Here is an 18,854-nt window from a genome sequence, read left to right on the forward strand (position 1 = left end):
CGGCCGGCCCCGGGCGGGCCGGCTCAGCCGCGCTCGGTCAGGCCCGACTCCCACGCCCAGGTGGCGATGCCCACCCGGTTGCGGGCCTTCAACTTGCGCTGGAGGTTGGCCAGGTGGGTCTTCACGGTGCTCAGCGAGATGAACAGCTCGGCGCCGATGTCGGAGTTGGTCAGCCCCTCGGCGACCAGCACGGCGATCTCCTCCTCGCGGCTCGTCAGCGGCTCGACCGGGGAGCGGTCGACCCGGCGCGGGCCGGTGAAGTGGCGCAGCAGCCGACTGGTGATCTGCGGGCTGATCAGCGAGTCGCCGGCCACCGCCGAGCGGATCGCCTCGGCCAGCAGGGCCGGGCCCGAGTGCTTGAGCAGGAAGCCGCAGGCGCCGTTGCGCAGCGCGGTGTGCACGTACTCGTCGAGATCGAAGGTGGTCACCACGACGACCTTCACCTCGGGGGTGATGCCGGCCAGTCGGCGGGTGACCTCCAGCCCGTCCAGCTCCGGCATCCGGATGTCGACCAGCAGGACGTCCGGCCGCAGGGCGCGGACGGCCTCCAGGGCCTCCAGGCCGTCCGCGGCCTCGGCCACCACCTCGATGTCGGGCTGGGCCGCCAGGATGTGCCGGAACCCCTGGCGGACGTTCGCCTGGTCGTCCGCGATCACGACACGCGTCTTCATGGCGTCATGGTCGCACGGGCTTTCGGCCGGTCCGATGTGATGGCCCGGATTCCGCCTGGTCTGTGCCGGATTCAGTTCCCGCTTAACACCGTTGTCACATGGCGGAGCGTCAGGGAAGGATGGTTCCTGTCGGAACGGGGCGCCGGAAGTTCGGGAATTCGGGCGTGGACCGGAATGGGCTTCAGCGGAATGCGGAAAGGGGGCGGGCGGCGAAATGGACGCGAAGTACGAGTCGTATGCGATTGCCGACCCCGTGTGGTACGACGCCCTGGACCGGTGTGACGACCGGGACTCCCGGTTCGCGCCGGGCGGGGGCGTGCTGCCCGAGGGCTGGCGCAGCCGCACCCCGGGGGTGTGGGAGGTGCTGGCACCTCCCGGCTCCCCGGAGCTGCCGGAGCAGGGCTGGAAGGTCCACGTCAGTGCCACGCCGGAGTCCGCCGAGGAGACGATCGAGACGGCCTGGCAGGTGTGCCGCCGGCTCGGGCTGCCCTGGAAGCACCTGCGCAGCCGGCTGGTGCTCGCGGTGACGAACGCCAAGTACGCCGACCGGTCCGCCAGCGGCAAGGCCGTCACCGTCTACCCGCGGACGGCCGCGGAGCTGGAGACGGTCCTCGCCGAGCTGGACGGGGCGCTGGGCGGCCGGCCGGGCCCGTACGTCCTGTCCGACCTGCGGTGGAACCAGGGCCCGGTCTCGGTGCGCTACGGCGGGTTCGCCCTGATGTGGTGCGAACTGCCGGACGGCACCAGGGTGCCCGCGGTGAAGGACCCGGACGGCCGGCTGGTGCCGGACGCGCGGCGTCCGCGCTTCACCGTGCCGGAGTGGGCCGCCACCCCGGACTTCCTGGCCGAGCGGATCGCCGCGGCCTCCGCCGAGGCGGGAGCCGGGCTGAGCCGTTACCGGGTGGTCAAGGCGCTGCACTTCTCCAACGCCGGCGGGGTCTACCTCGCGGAGGACGAGGACGGCCGGCAGGTCGTCATCAAGGAGGCCCGCCCGCACGCCGGGCTGGACGCCTCGGAGACGGACGCGGTGGCCCGGCTGCTGGTCGAGCGGGACGTCCTGGAGCGGATCGGCCACCTGCCGTTCGTGCCGGAGCTGTACGAGTACTTCACCAGCTGGGAGCACCACTACCTGGTGATGGAGTACATCCCGGGCGAGTCCTTCAGCGCCTGGCTCGGCCGGGAGTACCCGCTCACCCGGCACCGGCCGGACGCCCGGGCCCTGGCCGACTTCGCCGGGCTCGCGACCACCCGGCTCGCGCTCGTCGAGGAGTGCGTCGCGGCGCTGCACCGGGAGGGGATCGCGTTCGGCGACCTCCACCACCGCAACATCATGATCCGGCCGGACGGCACCGTCGCCCTGATCGACTTCGAACTCGCGACGCCACTGGACACCCCGCGCCGGCGCACCCTCGGTGCGCCCGGCTTCACGGACCCGTCGATCACCGATGCCCGCGAGGCCGACCTGTTCGCGCTGGGCTGCTGCCAGCTCGCCGCCTTCGTCTCGCTGACCACGCTCACCAGGCGCAACCCGGCCGTCGTCACCGGGCTCCTCGACCTCGTCGCGGAGTCCTTCCCGACGGTGCCCGCCGGATTCGTCGAGCGGATGACCGAGCGGCTCGCCCTCTCCCCGGCGCTGCGCCCCCACCTCGGGGCCGGGCCCGCGACCGACACCCCGGCGGGGCTCACCGCCACGGCGCTGCTGCGCGGCATCGACCGGTCGGCGACCCCCGCGCGGGAGGACCGCCTCCACCCCGGGGACGCCGCCGGGCTGCGTCCCGGCGGTGCGCTCGGACTGGCGTACGGCTCCTCCGGCGTGCTGCTCGCCCGGCACCTGGCGGGCGCCGCACCGCACGAGGAGCACCTGGACTGGCTCGCCGCCGCGGTGCGACGGGCCCCGGCGGACACGCCCGTCGGGCTGTACGACGGGCTGGCCGGCGCCGGCTGGCTGTTCCACCGGCTCGGGCACCCGGACGCCCCGAACGTGGTGGACCGGCTGCTGGCCGGCCCGTTGCCCGCCTCGCTCGGACTGCACGGCGGTCTGACGGGCGTCGCCCACCTGCTGCTGGAGGCCGGTGCGACCGACGAGGCGCTCGCGCTGGCCGCCAAGGCCGCCGGGCGGATCGGCGAGGCCGGGCTGCTGGACCGGCCGGGGCTGCTGCGCGGCTGGTCGGGACCAGCGGTGCTGTTCGCCCGCTGCACCCGCCTCACCGGCGACCGGGCCTGGGCCGAGGCCGCCGAGCGCGCCGTCCGCTGCGACCTGCGGCACGGCCGGCTGGTCGACGACATGCTCCAGACGTACAGCTCGGGCCGGCTGCTGCCGTACCTGGCGGAGGGATCCGCCGGAGTGGCGCTCGCCGTCCTGGCGCTGCCCGACGCCCAGGCCGAAACCCTCGGCGCCGAGCGGGTGCTGGAGGCCGCGGCCCGGGCCGGAGCGGTCCGGGTGGTCGTCCAGGGCGGGCTGTTCAACGGCCGCGCCGGGCTCGCCTACACCCTGTTCCAGGTCGCCGCCCGCCTGCCGCACTGGCGGGCCGAGGCGGAGAAGCAACTCCGGCTGGTGGAGCTGCACCTGGCCCCGCACCAGGACGGCAGCGTCCTGCACGGGGACCAGCTGGTCCGGCTCTCGACCGACCTGGCCACCGGCTCCGCCGGCGCCCTGCTGGCGCTGGCCGCCGCCAAGAGCCCCGGGCAGTGCCTGCTGCCCGGTGCCCACCCGGTCCACGGGTGGGCACCGGAGCCGGCCGAGCCCGGTACCCCGTCCCGGCGAGACAGCGAGGGGAGGTGATTGTGATGGCCGACATTCTGGCGCTGCAGGAGCTCGACGAGGAGATCGTCGTCGACGCCCCGTTCAGCTCGTACAGCCTGTTCAACTGCTGACCCTCGAGGTCCGGCAGTACCGGGTGACAGAGGGGAAGGCCGCGGCACATGCGGCCTTCCCCAACTCTGCATCCTATTTACCGTTTTGGGGTGAGATAACCGTGGCCGTGGCTCCGGAACCGACAACCCGCCAGAGTGGACCGCTCGGCGGGCTACGCCTGTGTGTCGCCGAGGTCCGGGCGTACCCGGGGCGGGTCATAGGTGTCGCGGTCGCCTGCGCGCTCACCGCCACCGGGGTGGGCGCCTGCCTGGTGCTGCTCGCTGCGGTCAGCGGTCCGTCCGCCCCGGAGGGATCGGCGGCCCGTGCGGCGGCCACCGACGCGCAGAGCCTGCTGGGCCTGCTGATGACGCTGCTGCTGATGTCGGCGGTGCTGGTCACGGGATCGACGGTCGCCCTGTGGACCAACCAGCGGCTCGGACAGTTCGCGGTGCTGCGCGCCCTCGGGGTGACGGCCGGTCGGCTGCGCGCCCTGGTCGCCGCGGACGTCGCGCTGGTCGCGTTCGTCCCGTCCGCCATCGCCGCGCTGGCCGGGACGGTCCCCGCGGCCGGGTTCGGACGGCGGGTGCTGGTCGAGCGCGAGCTCTTTCCCGCCGCTATCGGCCTGCCCCCCGCCGGGCAGACCTGGGCGATCGCGGCCGGTGCCTGCGTGGGCACCTGCGCGGTCGCGGTGCTGGCCGCGCTGGCCAGTGTGCTGGCGGCCGGCCGGGTCCAGCCGATCGACCTGCTCAAGGACCAGTCGCTGGCCCTGGCCCCGCCCCGGCGCAACGCCGGCCGGCTGGTGGCGGGCATCGCCATGGCCGTCCTGCTCTGCGGACCGCTCGTGGTCCTGATGGCCGTGATGGACATGCCGCCGGTGCTCCAGGGCGCGCTGGTGATCGGCCTGGCCATGTCCGTCATCCCCACGCTCGCGGTGCTCGCGCCCTGGTTCGTACCGCTGCTCACCGGCCCGGTCTGCGTAGTGCTGCGGCTGCTGGACCGGAAGGCCGGCCGGATCGCCGCCGCCGGACTACGGGCCGCGCCCGCCCGGACGGCCGCGATCGCGGTGCCCGTCCTGCTGGCCGTCGGCACCGTGGTCTGCCTGCTCGGCTCGGGGGCGACCATGGGCGCCGCCGTGCAGCGGCAGACCGAACAGGCGCTGCGGGCCGACGCCGTGGTGACGGCCGAGCCGGGCAGCCGGCTGCCCGCCCGCCCCGCCGGCCTGCCCGGCGGGGCCGCCGTCGCGCCGATCGCCACCGAGGTGACGGCGCCGCCCAGCTTCTACGACAGCAAGCCCCGGCCCACCCGGGCCTGGGGCGTCGACGGGGCGGCCCTGCGCAGTGTCCTGGACCTCGGCGAACAGCAGGGCGGACTGGACGCGTTGGCACCCGGCACCTTCGCCGCCGGCGGCACCGAGACCGCCTCGCACGACTGGAAGCTCGGCCAGGACGTCACCTTCAGGCTCGCCGACGGGCAGGAGGCGCAGCTGCGGCTCGTCGCCGTCTACCAGCGGGACCTCGCCTTCCCTTCGTTCGTCCTCCCGGCCGACCTCGCCCTCGCCCACACCCCGGCCCCGTACGCGGACCGGGTGCTGCTCCGTGGTGATCCGGCCGGCTGGGAGCTCCGGCCCGGCGAGCGGCTCGCCGGGCGGGCCGACTACCTGGCCCATCTGAAGCCGCGCAGCGTGCAGGACGACATGGCCTCCCGGCTGATCGTGTCCGTGGTGGCCGGATACGCGCTGCTCGCCGTCGCCAACACCTGCGCCATCGCCCAGCGGGACCGCCGCTCCCAGCGCGCCCATCTGCGGGCCCTCGGCCTCGGCCGGGGGCAGCTGCTGCGCTGCGTGGTGTACGAGGTGCTGGCCTCGGCGCTGGTCGGCACGGTGCTGGCGGTGGTGACGGCCGGGATCTGCCTGGTGCCGCTGGCCCGGGCGGTCGGCCAGGGGCTGCCGGACGTGGACGTGCCGTGGACGGTCGGCGTCCTGCTCGCAGTGGTGGTCGCCACGGCCGTCCCGGCGGCGCTGGCGGCCCGTCCGCTGCGCGGCATCCGGCGCCAGTTCGCGACGGGAGCGGCGTGAGCGGCGTGCGTGGGGCGGCCGCGGGGAGGCTGGGGCGGTCGTTCTGGCTGCTCTACGGCGGCGAATCCGCCTCGGCCCTGGGGACGGCCGCCTCGGTGATCGCCCTTCCGGTGGTCGCGCTGCGGTCCGGCGGCGACATCCGGCAGGCCGGACTGGCCGGCACGGCCCTCTCCGTCGGGGTCCTGCTCGCCCGGTTACCGGCCGGGGTCCTCGCCGACCGTTGCGAGCGGCGGGCCGTGCTGCTGCTCTGCAACGCGGTCGGCGCCCTCGTGCTGGCCGCGCTCGCCCTGTCGTCCTCCGGCGGCGCGCCGCCGCTGTGGGCGGTGCTGGTCGCCGCCCTGCTGCTGGGCGCGGTGGGCAGCACCCTGGCTCCGGTGGAGAACGTCGCGGTGCGCTCCGTCGTGCGGCCCGAGCAACTGGCCCGCGCGGTCGGCCTGTTGCAGAGCAGGGCGGCCGTCGCGGCGACGGCCGGCCCGCTGGCCGGCGGCGCGCTGCTGGCCGTCCACCCGTCCTGGGTGTTCGCCGTCGACGCCGGCAGCTACCTGGCGGCCGTCTGCTGCGTGGCGCTGCTGCCGAAGGGGATGCGGGAGCGCCCCGAGGACGCCCCGGCCGGGCCCGGCGCCGGGCCCGGCGTCCGGGCCGCGCTGGCCGAAGGCGTCCGGTTCATCTGGCGGGTGCCCTTCCTGCGGTACGCGGTGGTCAACGCGGCCGTGCTCAACCTGGTGTTCAACGGCCTGCTGATCGTGGTGGTCGCCTCCGGTGGGGACGCCGTGGACATCGGGGTACTGACCGCGGCCCTGGGCACCGGCGGGCTGGCCGGATCGCTGCTCGCGCCGGCCCTGGCCCGACGGCTGCCGCCCGCCCGGGGCATCGCCCTCGGCACCGCCGTCGTCGCGCTCGCCCTGCCCGGCTACACCGCGGCCCAGGGGCACTGGGTGGCGGTGCTGCCGCTCGCCCTCGCCGCGGCCGCCGGACCGGTGGTCACCGTGCTGGTCGCGGTCACCCAGATGGAGGTGACCCCGCCGGGGCTGCAGGGCCGGGTGCACAGCGGCATCGGCTTCCTCGCCCAACTGGTCGCGCCCGCCGGGCCGACCCTGGCGGGCCTGTGCGCCCACGCCTTCGGGCTGACCGGCACGGTGGCCGGCGCGTCGGCGGTCGTGGTGCTGCTGGCCGCCGTCGGGGCGGCCGTCACCGCGGGCCGGCCCGGCGGCGGGCCACCCGACCCGACCGGGGCGGCGGACGTCCCGGAACGACACAGCGACAACCCTGCGGAGGCCGTCCGTGGCTGACCTCGACCACCGGACGGTGCACGTCGCACCGTTGGACCCGTACCGCTGGCTGGAGGACGCGGACACCCCGCGCACCCGCGCCTGGCTCGCCGAGCAGCGGCGGCGCCTCGACGTCCGCCCCCAGCGCTCCGACGAGCCCGCCTGGGCCGCCCTGCTCGACCGGGTGGAGCGGGAGGCCCCGGACCGGACGCCCACCCCGCCGGCCGAGGCCGGCGGCCTGCTCTTCCGCCACGAACGCGGCCCGGACGGGGACTTCCTGACCGTCCGGCACCCCGACGGCGCCCGCCGGACGCCGACCGAGGGCGTCCTCGGCCGCGGCGACCGGATCGCCGGCTGGCAGCCCGCGCCGCACGGCGGGTTCGTCGCCGTCCAACTGCACCGGGACGGAGCCGAGAACGGCGGCCTGCACCTGCTCCCCACCCGGCCCGGCGGCCGGCCCCACCACCTGCCCGACGCCGCCCCGTACGCGACCCTCGCCTTCGTCGGCGAGGCGCTGGTGTACACCGCCGGCACCCGTACCGAGCACACCCTGGTGGCGCGTCACCCGGTCGACGGGCCCGCCCGCCGGCTCGCCCTGCCGGTGTCCGGGCCGGTCCGGCTCACCCTCCACGGCGGGCCCGGCGGGAACCTGCTGCTGCGCACCCGCCCGCAGCCGTCCGGCCCGGTGCGCTGGTGGGTCACCCGGTGGACCGGCCGGACGGTGCCCTACTGGCAGCCGCTGGACCTGGACGGCCGACGGGTCACCGCGTTCGACCTGAACGAGACCGTCTGCTTCCTCGCCGCCGACGAGCTGCTCGCGCTGGACCTGGACGGGCTCGCCCGGGGCACCACCGGCCGGCCAGCCGTCGTGGCGCCGCCCGCCGCCGGAGCGCCGACCGAGGGCCCGGTCACCGCCCTGCGGGTGCTCGGGCCCGGCCGGACGCCCGCCCTGGCGCTGCTCCGCAGGCTCGGGACCACCCACCGGCTCGACGTCCTCCGGCTGGACGAGCTCCGGCTGGACGAGCTCCGGCCGGACGCGCACCGGCCGGACGGAGAGCGGGACGGACTGCCGGACAGCGCGCCGGGCACCACGTCGGACGGAGTACCCGGCCGAGCACCTGACGAGGCGTCGGCCGCCGCCACCGCGCTGCACTGGCCCGCCCGGCTGCGCCTCGGCGCCACCCCGTACGACCGGGACGGGCGGGTCGGCGGGTCGGTCTGGCTGCTCGCCGACGACCCCCGGTACGGCACCTGGACCAGGAGCCTGGACGGCACCGGCCCGGTCGAACCGCCCGAGCACCGCGCCGCGCTGCGCACCCTCACCGCCGTCGGCCGGGACGGCACGCCCGTCCCGGTGACGGTCTGCGACCCCGGGCCGCGGGACCACGGCCGCCCCGCCCCCACCCTGCTCACCGTCTACGGAGGCTTCGGCATCCCCCTGGAACCGAGCTGGGACCCGGCCATGGAGGCCTGGCTGCGGGCCGGCGGCCGGATCGCCTGGGTGCACGCCCGCGGCGGCGGCGAACTCGGCCCCGACTGGGCGGCCGCCGGCCGCGGCCCCGGCAAGAACACCACCGTGGACGACTTCCGGGCCGCCGCCGCGATGCTGGTCGAACGCGGCGAGGCCCCGGCTGGCGGGCTGGGCGCGCTGGCCGCCAGCAACGGGGCACTGGTGGTCGCCGCGGCGCTCACCCGCGAGCCCGGGCTGCTGTCCGCCGCCGTGTGCGCGGCCCCGCTCACCGATCTGGCCCGCTACCAGGTCGGCGGCCTCGGCCGGCTCTGGACGGAGGAGTACGGCGACCCGGCCGACCCGGGGACGCTGGGGGCCCTGCTCGACTACTCCCCGTACCACCGGGTGGTGCCCGGGACGGAGTACCCGGCGGTGCTGTTCGCCACCGGGGCGAACGACGCGCGGGTGCCGCCCTGGCACGCCTGGAAGCTCTGCGCGGCGCTCGGGCGGGCCGGCACCGGGGCCGCACCGGTCCTGCTCGACCACCACGACAGCGGTGGCCACCAGGGACGCCCGGCCGCGGCCGGGCGGGAGCTCGCGGTCCGCTCGCTGGCCCTGCTGGGCGCGGGCACCGGCCTGCGGCCGCCCGCCGGCCCGTCCGGCCCCCCGACCCGACCCCAGTCCTGACCGTCGCCCGCGTTCCAGCCGAGGAGAGCACCACCGATGACCGAGCACCCGTCCCTCCCCGGAGGCCCTCCCCTCCCCGGAGGCCCGCGCCGCGCCGCGAACCACGGGCCGGCCGCCGCGGCGGCCGTCGACCTCACCAAGGTGCACGGTTCGGGCGAGGCCCAGGTGGTGGCGCTGGAGCGGGTCTCGGTGGCCTTCCGGGAGGGGGAGTTCGCGGCGATCATGGGCCCGTCCGGTTCGGGCAAGTCCACCCTGCTCCAGTGCCTCGCCGGGCTGGAGTCCTGCACCTCGGGCTCCGCCCGGATCGGCGACGTGGACCTCACCCGGCTGAGCGACGGCCAACTGACCAGGCTCCGCCGCGACCACGTGGGCTTCGTCTTCCAGGCCTTCCACCTGATCCCCACCCTGACGGTGTCGGAGAACATCACCCTGCCGCTCACCCTGGCCGGCCGCAGCCTCGACCGGCAGTGGCTGCACACCCTGATCGAGGCGGCCGGCCTCGGCGCCCGGCTCGGCCACCGCCCGGCCCAGCTCTCCGGCGGCCAGCAGCAGCGCGTCGCCTGCGTCCGGGCACTGGTCGGCCGGCCCCGGGTCGTCTTCGCCGACGAGCCGACCGGCAACCTGGACTCCCGCTCCGCCGCCGAGATCCTCGGCCTGCTGCGCCGGTGCGTCCGGGAACTCGGCCAGACCGTCGTGATGGTCACCCACGACCCGGTGGCGGCCTCCCACGCCGACCGCGTCGTCTTCCTCGCCGACGGCCGCATCGTCGACGAACTCCTCGGCCCGACGCCCGACCAGGTGCTCGGGCGGATGCGCACCTTCGACGCCAACCTGGGCATCAGCTACTGGTCCGGACCGGCCTGACCTGCCGCGCTCCGGCCGCCGGATGCGCGAGGATGGGGGCATGCCGAACCGTCTCGCGGACGCGACCTCGCCGTACCTGCTCCAGCACGCCGACAACCCCGTGGACTGGTGGCCCTGGGGGCCGGAGGCCTTCGAGGAGGCCCGGCGCCGCGGGGTGCCGGTACTGCTGAGCGTCGGCTACGCCGCCTGCCACTGGTGCCACGTCATGGCGCACGAGAGCTTCGAGGACGCCGGGCTCGCCGAGTACCTCAACGGGCGGTTCGTGCCGGTGAAGGTGGACCGGGAGGAGCGGCCGGACGTCGACGCCGTGTACATGGAGGCGGTGCAGGCCGCGACCGGGCAGGGCGGGTGGCCGATGACGGTCTTCCTCACCCCCGACAAGGAGCCGTTCTACTTCGGCACCTACTTCCCGCCGCAGCCCCGGCACGGGATGCCGTCGTTCCGGCAGGTGCTGGAGGGCGTGGAGGCCGCCTGGCGGGACCGGCGGGAGGAGGTCGGCCAGGTGGCCGGACGGATCCGGGCCGACCTGGCCGAGCGGGCCGCCGTCTACTCGGCCGGTGCCCACAACCCGCCCGGCGAGGCGGACCTGCACCAGGCGCTGGTGACCCTCAGCCGGGACTTCGACCAGAGCCGCGGCGGCTTCGGCGGCGCGCCCAAGTTCCCGCCGGCCATGGTGCTGGAGTTCCTGCTGCGCCACCACGCCCGGACCGGCTCGGAGGCGGCGCTGGAGATGGCCGTCCGCACCGGTGAGGCGATGGCCCGCGGCGGCATCCACGACCAGCTCGGCGGCGGCTTCGCCCGGTACGCGGTGGACGCCGGCTGGGTGGTGCCGCACTTCGAGAAGATGCTGTACGACAACGCCCTGCTGCTGCGCGCCTACCTGCACCTGTGGCGGGCCACCGGCTCGGAGCCGGCCCGCCGGGTCGCGCTGTCCACGGCGGACTTCCTGCTGCGCGAACTGCGCACCCCCGAGGGCGCGTTCGCCTCCGCGCTGGACGCCGACAGCCTGGACGAGGAGACCGGGAAGTCCGTCGAGGGCGCCTACTACGTGTGGGAGCCCGGCCAGCTGGTCGACCTGCTAGGCCCGGCCGACGCGGCCACCGCCGCCCGGCTGTTCACCGTCACCGCCGAGGGCACCTTCGAGCACGGCACCTCGGTGCTCCAGCTCCTCGCCGACCCGGAGGACGTCGCCGAGTACGAGACGATCCGGGCGCGGATGGCCGAGGCCCGGGCGTCCCGGCCCGCCCCGGCCCGGGACGACAAGGTGGTCGCCGCCTGGAACGGCCTGGCCGTCGCCGCGCTCGCCGAAACCGGCGCGCTGCTGGACCGCCCCGACCTGATCGAGGCCGCCGAACGCGCCGCCGACCTGCTGCTCGCCGTCCACCTCACCGCGGACGGCAGGCTGCTGCGCACCTCCCGGGACGGCCGCGCCGGTGCCAACGCCGGCGTGCTGGAGGACTACGCGGACACCGCCGAGGGCTTCCTCGCGCTGTACGCCGTCACCGGCGAGGCCTCCTGGCTCCAGCTGGCCGGCGGCCTGCTCGACACCGTGCTCAAGCACTTCACCGACGAGGCGTCCGGCGCGCTCTACGACACCGCCGACGACGCCGAGGAGCTGATCCGCCGCCCCCAGGACCCGACCGACAACGCCACCCCGTCCGGCTGGACGGCCGCCGCCGGCGCCCTGCTCACGTACGCCGCGTACACCGGCTCCGACCGGCACCGCACCGCCGCCGAGCGGGCCCTCGGCGTGGTCGGCGCGCTCGCCGGCCGGGCACCGCGGTTCATCGGCTGGGGCCTCGCCGTCGCCGAGGCGCTGCTCGACGGGCCGCGCGAGGTCGCCGTGGTCGGCCCGGACGGCGACCCGGCCACCGCGGCGCTGCGCCGGGCGGCGCTGCTCGGGACGGCGCCGGGGGCGGTGGTCGCGGTCGGTGCGCCCGGCGGGACCGAGGTGCCGCTGCTGGCCGACCGGCCACTGGTCGGCGGGGCGCCCGCCGCGTACGTCTGCCGGCACTTCGCCTGTGACGCCCCGACGACCGATCCGGCGGCGCTGGCCGGGAAGCTGGGCGTGGCGGCCGAGTAGGGGCGCGCTCCGGCGGCGCCCGGACAGTCGTCGGCGAGGGAGCCCAGGTCGGCCGTCCCCACCCGGGTGCGCCGCCGGCCGGTCGGCCGTCCCCACGGGGTGCGCCGCCGACCGGTCGGCCCTCGCCGGTGTGCCCGCCGGCCGACCGGCCGTCACTCCCAGTCCCAGCGGATCCCCAGCAGGCACGGGCGCAGGGCGGTGGCCACCAGGTGGACGCAGTGGTGGCCGTCGAGGGTGAGTTCCTCGCTCTCGTACGGGACGGCGCCGGGGGAGTGGAGGGCGAAGCGGTGGCAGCGGACGGGCATGGCGGCGGGGTCGAAGGTGACCTGGAGGACGTACTGACCCGCGCCGGAGTTGAAGCCGCGGACGTATTCGCAGCTGGGGACGGGGGAGGGGGCGTCGTCGAAGCCGTAGCCGAGCAGGTGGGTGTCGCCGGCGCGTAGGCGGCGGTCGAGGAGGAGTTCGGCGGCGAGCAGGTGGTGGGCCTGGTCGCGGCGGATGCGGCCGGGGCGGCAGTTCTCCTCGGCGCGGACGCCGACCCGGGTGATGTCGCTGCCCGGGTCGCCCTGGTAGAGGGCGAGGTAGCGGTCGATGCCGTCGCGGTGGGCGCGCAGGGCGTGCTGGGAGTCGCGGCGGGCGAGCTGGCGGTCGGGGCCGATCCGGATGCGCTCGATGTGGGTGATGGTGTGCAGCCCGGTGTCGCGCGGACCGGCCAGGGTGGCGAGCAGGTCGTCGACGGCCACGGCGGGGGAGATCAGGTCGCGGTAGGGGCGCACGGGCGGTCCGGCCGGGGCGGGGTCGGCGGCGCGGCGGGGGCCGAGCAGCCGGGTGAGCGAGTGCTCGGGCAGGTCGAGGACCTCTTCGAGGGCGGCGACGGCGCGCAGGGACTCGGCGCGTTCCGGGCGGCGGCGGCCCTGCTGCCAGTAACTGAGGCTGGTCAGGCCGACGTTGACGCCGCGCAGCGCGAGATGGCGGCGGATGCGGTGCAGGGCGAGGCCCCGGGTGGAGATCGCGGTGCGCAGGGCCAGGTGGAAGGGGCCGGTGCGCAGGGCGGCGGCGAGGTCGGCTGGGTCGCTCCTGTGGATGGCGGCCTCCTGGGGGCGGGCGGGTCCGGCGCGCGGGCGGCTCGGCCGGACCGGCGTTTGACCGTGAATATTCACATCGGTGCGGTGGTTTGTCACCGGTCCGGGCCTGCCGCGCGGGGGTTTCCGGGGCGCCGTTCACATCCGCGCCCGCCCGTTCACATCCCGGCCCGGGCCCCGCCGAAGGCCGTTGACCCGCCTCTGACAAGGCGCGATGCTCGGGGCGCGATCCGGACCGCGCCCCCACACAGCACCTCGCTCCACTCGTGCAAGGAGGCATTCCCCCATGCCAGTTCCACGGATACGGCTGCGCCGCGCGGTCTCCGTTCTCGCCCTCGGCGTGCTGGGCCCGGCGCTCACCGCCGCGATGGCCGCACCCGCGATCGCCGCCCCGGCCGGGCAGCAGGTCCAAGCCCAGGACCGGGCCGCACAGCAGGTCCACCAGGTCCGCCCGGCCGCCGCGCCCGGCAGTACGGCCGACCTGGCCGGCACGTACAAGAAGCTCAACATCACCATGCAGCAGCAACAGCAGACCAACTGGTGCTGGGCGGCGAGCGGGAACACCATCGCCACCTGGTTCGGCTACAACTACAGCCAGAACCAGTTCTGCAACGCCGCGTTCGGCCGCTCCGCCAACTCCAGCTGCCCCAACAACCAGGCCACGCTGGGCGATGTGCAGAACGGGCTGGACTGGGTCGGCATCAACCCGGGCTCGTACGTCAACGGGTACCTGAACTACAGCACCGTGCAGTCCGAGGTGAACGCCAACCGTCCGATCGAGACGCGCATCCAGTGGAGCTCGGGCGGCGGCCACATGCACGTCCTGTACGGCTACGACACCGGGAACAACTGGGTCTACTGGGGCGACCCGTGGCCCTCCAACTACCGCTACAACTGGGCGGACTACTGGTACTACGTGAACAACAACACGTTCTCGTGGACCCACTCCCTGTACCGGATCGGCGCGTGAGGGCGACCATGACCGAGATCAAGAGCCGCCGTCGGGCCGCGACCGCCGTCACCGCCGCCGCCGGCACCCTGTTCACCGTCGGCCTCGCGCTGTCGCTCGCCCCGGCCGGGCACGCCGCCGAGCCGGCCGCCCCCGCCGCCCCGGTCGCGCAGGCTGCCGCCGCCCCGGCCCCGGTGCCCGCCGCCGAACTGGCGCAGGCCCGCAACGCCGTCCAGGACCCGGCCGTCCTCGACAAGGTCGGCCACTTCTTCGCCCGCAAGGGCGTCCCGCCGACCCAGCAGCTGACCATCGGCGCCGCCGAGGAGGCCCGGGCGGCGGACGCGGCCGCGCCACGGCTGGCCGGCGACACCGTCCCGGTCTACCTCCTGGACCCCGGCTTCGTGGCCGGCACCCCGGGAGCGCCGGTGGCGAAGGCCGAGTTCACCGCCAGCACGGTGGTCGCGGCGGACGGGCAGAGCGCCTCGGTCTGGACCGTCCGGCAGGACGGGGGCTGGAAGGTGGTCAACATCGCCTCGGGCGGTGACGAGGGCGACTACGCGGCGAAGGCCGCCGGCAGCGGCGGCGGCACCGCCTTCCGCGAACCGCAGGTCAACGCCTGGTACGTGCTGCGCGACGGCCGGGTGCTGCCGCTGGACGACGAGGCCCGGCGCTCGGTGGGCGCGGGCGGGGTCACGCTGGCCGCGTACCAGCAGCTGGTGCACCAGCGGTACGGGGACAAGCTGCCCGGCTCGGCGTACGACCGGGCGGGCCGGGGCGGCGGCTACCAGGTGGACGCCGCACCGCTCGCCGGGGCCGCGCCCGAGCTCGGAGCGGCACCCGAGCTCGCGGCCGCACCGGGGCCCGCGGTCGGCGGTTCGGCGCTGCCGGCCGTGACGGCGGCGGCCGCCCTGGGAGCCACCGCGCTCGTGGGCGCGGGTGCCGTGCTGCGGCGGAGGAGGGCGGGCGTCCGCCGCGGTTGACGGCAGGCGGGGCCCGGCCGGTCGGGCCGGGCCCCGCGATCCGCACCCGCCGGACACACGGGAGAACGGGCCACGCACGAGAGCGGACACGCACGAGAGCGGACACGCAGGCGAGCGGGCACGCAGGAAAGCGGACACCCAAGAGAGAGGGGCGGTGGGCGGCCGGGTCTCGGCCGCCCACCGCCCCTTCGGCTACCCTCCGTGATGTGTCCTGGAAGTGCCGCTTCCACACAAGGAATTGACGCAACGTTGATCTGTCGTTCGCCGCCCCGGGGCAGTCGGCCATGACTGACGGTAGATACCATGTGGCAATCGGTCAGTGCTGGCCGACGCGTGCCGAGAGCGGAGAAGAGGTGGGGCGGCGGCAGCCGACCACGAGCCCGGCACCGGGAAAGGGGACCGGAGTGGCCGACGCGGACGACAAGCAGACGAGCGCCCAGGTGTGGGGTTCGGCGGTGGTGGTGGGCTCTGCGCTGGCCGTGGTCGCGGCCTACCTGATCAACGGCGCCGCGCTGGTCCTGGCGGTGGCCGGGGTGGAGACCCTGCTGCTGATGGTCTACGTCGCCCGCCGCTGGCGGGCGCTGCGCGGCGAGCCGGCCCCGGTCCGGCACCGCCCGCGCCGCGGTATCCCGGACGCGGCGCACTGCGAGCGCTGCCGCCGGGCCCGCGAGGCGCTGGACGCCCGGCAGGCGCGGGCCCGCTCGGCCGGCGCGCCCGGGCGGCCCGGGTCCGCGGCGCTCCCGGGGCCGGCCGGGTCGCCGCCCGAGCCCCACCGGCGGTCCGGCGAGCCCTCCCGGGAGTCGCACGGGGAACAGCACCTCGCGCACGGCGGGCACCACGACGCCCACGGCCCGCTGCGGGGCCCCGGCCCGCAGCCGGAGCCCGACGGCCTCGACCACTCGTCCTACCCGCGCCGCCCGCAGATCCGGGCCCCGTACGAGCGGCCCTGGACGGCGCAGCGGGCGGCCGCCCGGTCCGTGGACCGTTCGACCGCCCGCCGGGGCGCGCCGGGATCAGCCGGCCGTGCTGTACGCCACCAGTGAGACGCCGACGTACTGGACGATGAACGCGCCCAGGGTGAAGGCGTGGAACACCTCGTGAAACCCGAACCAGCGCGGTGAGGGGTTGGGCCGCTTGAGCCCGTACACCACGCCGCCGATGCTGTAGAGCACCCCGCCGACGATCATCAGCACCAGGACGGCGACCCCGCCGGTGCGCAGGAAGTCCGGCAGGAAGAAGGCGGCGGCCCAGCCCAGCGCGAGGTACACCGGCGTGTACAGCCAGCGCGGCGCGCCGACCCAGAACACCCGGAACGCGATCCCGGCCAGTGCGCCGCCCCAGACCGCCCAGAGCAGCACCTGCTGGTCGGCGCCGTCGAGCAGCAGCATCGTGAACGGCGTGTAGGTGCCCGCGATGATCAGGAAGATGTTCGCGTGGTCCAGCCGGCGCAGCACGGCGTCCCCGCGCGGGCCCCAGTCGAAGCGGTGGTACACCGCGCTGACCCCGAACAGCAGCCAGGCGCTGACCGAGTAGATCGCGCAGGCGATCTTGGCGGGCGTGGAGTCGGCCAGGGATATCAGCACGATCCCGGCGGCCACCGTGGCGGGGAACATCGCGGCGTGCAGCCAGCCGCGCCACTTCGGCTTGCTCTCCGTGGGTGCACTCTCCGCGAGCGCGGCAACAGTCATGCGCAGCATGCTACCGGCTACCTACGCTGCCGTAGGTTACTGACGCGTAGGAAGTGGCGATCGTCACTCTTGGACGTTTTGGAGTATTTGGAGTGTGGCCCCGCGCACTCCGTCGCGAGTGTGCTCGGCGTATTACCGGCTGGTAACCATACCTGCTGTAGTAAAAGATGCGTCAATTTCGACGCTTCGCCGCGTTCCGGCCTTGAGTCCGGAGCTACGCTGCAAGCACCCTCAGACCCCCGCGACGCCGTCTCCTCGCCGAGATGGCGTGAAACGGAGCGATCGTGTCGTACGAGATCTCTGCTCTCAGCGCATCCGCGCCCACCCGCCACAAGCAGCTGCTCGCTTGGGTGAGCGAGATCGCCGAGCTCACCCAGCCGGACCGCATCGAGTGGTGCGACGGTTCCGACGAGGAGTACCAGCGCCTCGCGGACCTGCTGGTGGCGCAGGGCACCTTCAAGAAGCTCAACGAGGAGAAGCGCCCCAACTCCTACTACGCCGCCTCGGACCCCTCGGACGTGGCGCGCGTGGAGGACCGCACCTACATCTGCTCCGAGCAGGAGAAGGACGCCGGACCGACCAACAACTGGAAGGCCCCCGCCGAGATGCGGGAGGTCTTCCAGGGCGAGCAGGGCCTGTTCCGCGGCGCGATGAAGGGCCGCACGATGTACGTCGTGCCCTTCTCGATGGGCCCGGTCGGCTCCCCGCTGGCCGCGTACGGCGTCGAGATCACCGACTCCGCCTACGTCGCCGTCTCCATGCGCGTGATGACCCGCATGGGCCAGGCCGTGCTGGACCAGCTCGGCGAGGACGGCGACTTCGTCAAGGCCGTGCACACCGTCGGCGCCCCGCTCGCCGAGGGCCAGGCGGACGTGGCGTGGCCGTGCAACACCACCAAGTACATCTCGCACTTCCCGGAGACCAAGGAGATCTGGTCCTTCGGCTCGGGCTACGGCGGCAACGCCCTGCTCGGCAAGAAGTGCTACGCGCTGCGCATCGCCTCGACCATGGCCCGCGACGAGGGCTGGCTGGCCGAGCACATGCTCATCCTGAAGCTCACCCCGCCGAACGGCGAGGCCAAGTACGTCGCGGCCGCCTTCCCCTCGGCCTGCGGCAAGACCAACCTGGCCATGCTCCAGCCGACGGTCCCGGGCTGGAAGGTCGAGACGATCGGCGACGACATCGCCTGGATGCGGTTCAACAAGGAGGACGGCCGCCTCTACGCGATCAACCCCGAGGCGGGCTTCTTCGGCGTCGCCCCCGGCACCGGCGTGGACACCAACGCCAACGCCATCGACACCCTCTGGGGCAACACCGTCTTCACCAACGTCGCCCTCACCGACGACGGCGACGTGTGGTGGGAGGGCCTCACCGAGGAGCCCCCGGCGCACCTGACGGACTGGCGCGGCAACGACTGGACCCCCGAGTCCGGCACCCCGGCCGCCCACCCGAACGCCCGCTTCGCCGTCCCGGCCGCGCAGTGCCCGACCATCGCCCCGGAGTGGGAGGACCAGGCGGGCGTGCCGATCTCGGCGATCCTGTTCGGCGGCCGCCGCGCCACCGCGGTCCCGCTGGTCACCGAGTCCTTCGACTGGCAGCACGGCGTCTTCCTGGGCGCCAACATCGCCTCCGAGAAGACCGCCGCCGCCGAGGGCACCGTCGGCGAGCTGCGCCGCGACCCGTTCGCGATGCTGCCGTTCTGCGGCTACAACATGGGCGACTACTTCGCCCACTGGCTGAAGGTCGGCGCCCAGGCGGACGCCGCCAAGCTGCCGAAGATCTACTACGTCAACTGGTTCCGCAAGAACGCCGAGGGCAAGTTCGTCTGGCCCGGCTACGGCGAGAACAGCCGCGTGCTCAAGTGGATCGTCGAGCGCCTGGAGGGCACCGGCGAGGGCGTCGAGACCCCGATCGGCGTGCTGCCGACCGTCGACGGCTTCGACCTCGGCGGCCTGGACCTCTCCAAGGAGGACCTCGACCTGCTCTTCACCGTGGACGCCGACATCTGGCGCCAGGAGGCCGCCCTCGTGCCGGCCCACCTGGAGACCTTCGGCGACCACACCCCGAAGGAGCTGTGGGACGAGTACCGGAACCTCGTCGCGCGTCTCGGCTGAGCCTGAGCCTCAGCCGCGACAGAGGCGGGCGCGCGGCACGAACCGCGCGCCCCGCCGAGCGGCAGGACGGCCGGAGTTCCGCCGGGCGAT

General features: G+C 75.2%; 13 protein-coding genes. 10 read left to right on the forward strand and 3 right to left on the reverse strand.

Annotated features, from left to right (window positions below):
• Positions 1-23: 23 nt before the first annotated feature.
• Positions 24-671, reverse strand: a complete 648-nt coding sequence (locus ACZ5GH_RS21840; protein ID WP_464335074.1) for a response regulator — start codon at positions 669-671, stop codon at positions 24-26.
• A gap of 214 nt (positions 672-885) precedes the next feature.
• On the opposite strand from ACZ5GH_RS21840, the gene lanKC reads away from it, so the two are divergent.
• The 6 genes from lanKC (at position 886) to ACZ5GH_RS21870 (ending at position 11,951) form a co-directional block, all read left to right on the forward strand.
• Positions 886-3,453, forward strand: coding sequence for a class III lanthionine synthetase LanKC (gene lanKC / locus ACZ5GH_RS21845; RefSeq protein WP_464335075.1), 2,568 nt, complete (start codon positions 886-888; stop codon positions 3,451-3,453).
• A 199-nt stretch (positions 3,454-3,652) separates the two neighbouring features.
• Positions 3,653-5,599 carry an FtsX-like permease family protein gene (locus ACZ5GH_RS21850; protein ID WP_464335076.1) on the forward strand — a complete coding sequence of 649 codons (1,947 nt, stop codon included), beginning with the start codon at positions 3,653-3,655 and terminating at the stop codon, positions 5,597-5,599.
• Positions 5,596-6,888 (forward strand): MFS transporter, encoded by a 1,293-nt coding sequence (locus ACZ5GH_RS21855; protein ID WP_464335077.1) that lies wholly within the window; start codon positions 5,596-5,598, stop codon positions 6,886-6,888. Before ACZ5GH_RS21850 ends, ACZ5GH_RS21855 begins: the two co-directional genes overlap by 4 nt.
• Positions 6,881-9,004 (forward strand): prolyl oligopeptidase family serine peptidase, encoded by a 2,124-nt coding sequence (locus ACZ5GH_RS21860; protein ID WP_464335078.1) that lies wholly within the window; start codon positions 6,881-6,883, stop codon positions 9,002-9,004. Before ACZ5GH_RS21855 ends, ACZ5GH_RS21860 begins: the two co-directional genes overlap by 8 nt.
• A 36-nt stretch (positions 9,005-9,040) precedes the next feature.
• On the forward strand, positions 9,041-9,868 hold the full coding sequence (locus ACZ5GH_RS21865) for an ABC transporter ATP-binding protein (protein WP_464335079.1): 828 nt from the start codon (positions 9,041-9,043) through the stop codon (positions 9,866-9,868).
• 40 nt (positions 9,869-9,908) lie between these two features.
• The gene (locus tag ACZ5GH_RS21870) at positions 9,909-11,951 is read left to right on the forward strand and encodes a thioredoxin domain-containing protein (RefSeq protein WP_464335080.1); all 2,043 of its coding nucleotides are present in this window, start codon (positions 9,909-9,911) and stop codon (positions 11,949-11,951) included.
• 152 nt (positions 11,952-12,103) lie between these two features.
• On the opposite strand, the gene ACZ5GH_RS21875 is transcribed toward ACZ5GH_RS21870, so the two are convergent.
• Positions 12,104-13,036, reverse strand: coding sequence for a hypothetical protein (locus tag ACZ5GH_RS21875; protein ID WP_464336851.1), 933 nt, complete (start codon positions 13,034-13,036; stop codon positions 12,104-12,106).
• Between the two features lie 283 nt (positions 13,037-13,319).
• Here ACZ5GH_RS21875 and ACZ5GH_RS21880 point away from each other — a divergent pair, with 283 nt between their 5' ends.
• The 3 genes from ACZ5GH_RS21880 to ACZ5GH_RS21890 all read left to right on the forward strand — a co-directional run bounded on the left by ACZ5GH_RS21880 (position 13,320) and on the right by ACZ5GH_RS21890 (position 16,005).
• Positions 13,320-14,003 carry a papain-like cysteine protease family protein gene (locus ACZ5GH_RS21880; protein WP_387749682.1) on the forward strand — a complete coding sequence of 228 codons (684 nt, stop codon included), beginning with the start codon at positions 13,320-13,322 and terminating at the stop codon, positions 14,001-14,003.
• Positions 14,004-14,011: 8 nt separating this feature from the next.
• Entirely contained in the window at positions 14,012-14,962 is a 951-nt protein-coding gene (locus tag ACZ5GH_RS21885) for a hypothetical protein (protein ID WP_387749685.1), read from the forward strand.
• A 404-nt stretch (positions 14,963-15,366) separates the two neighbouring features.
• The gene (locus ACZ5GH_RS21890) at positions 15,367-16,005 is read left to right on the forward strand and encodes a hypothetical protein (protein WP_464335081.1); all 639 of its coding nucleotides are present in this window, start codon (positions 15,367-15,369) and stop codon (positions 16,003-16,005) included.
• Here the strand turns inward: ACZ5GH_RS21890 and trhA are convergent.
• Positions 15,976-16,659 carry a PAQR family membrane homeostasis protein TrhA gene (gene trhA / locus ACZ5GH_RS21895; protein WP_387749691.1) on the reverse strand — a complete coding sequence of 228 codons (684 nt, stop codon included), beginning with the start codon at positions 16,657-16,659 and terminating at the stop codon, positions 15,976-15,978. The two genes, ACZ5GH_RS21890 and trhA, sit on opposite strands and share 30 nt — an antisense overlap.
• Positions 16,660-16,934: 275 nt before the next feature.
• Here trhA and ACZ5GH_RS21900 point away from each other — a divergent pair, with 275 nt between their 5' ends.
• A complete protein-coding gene (locus ACZ5GH_RS21900; protein ID WP_387749694.1) occupies positions 16,935-18,764 on the forward strand; it encodes a phosphoenolpyruvate carboxykinase (GTP) in 1,830 nt (609 codons plus the stop codon).
• Positions 18,765-18,854 lie beyond the last annotated feature (90 nt).

The organism is Kitasatospora sp. Xyl93, from assembly GCF_055383135.1.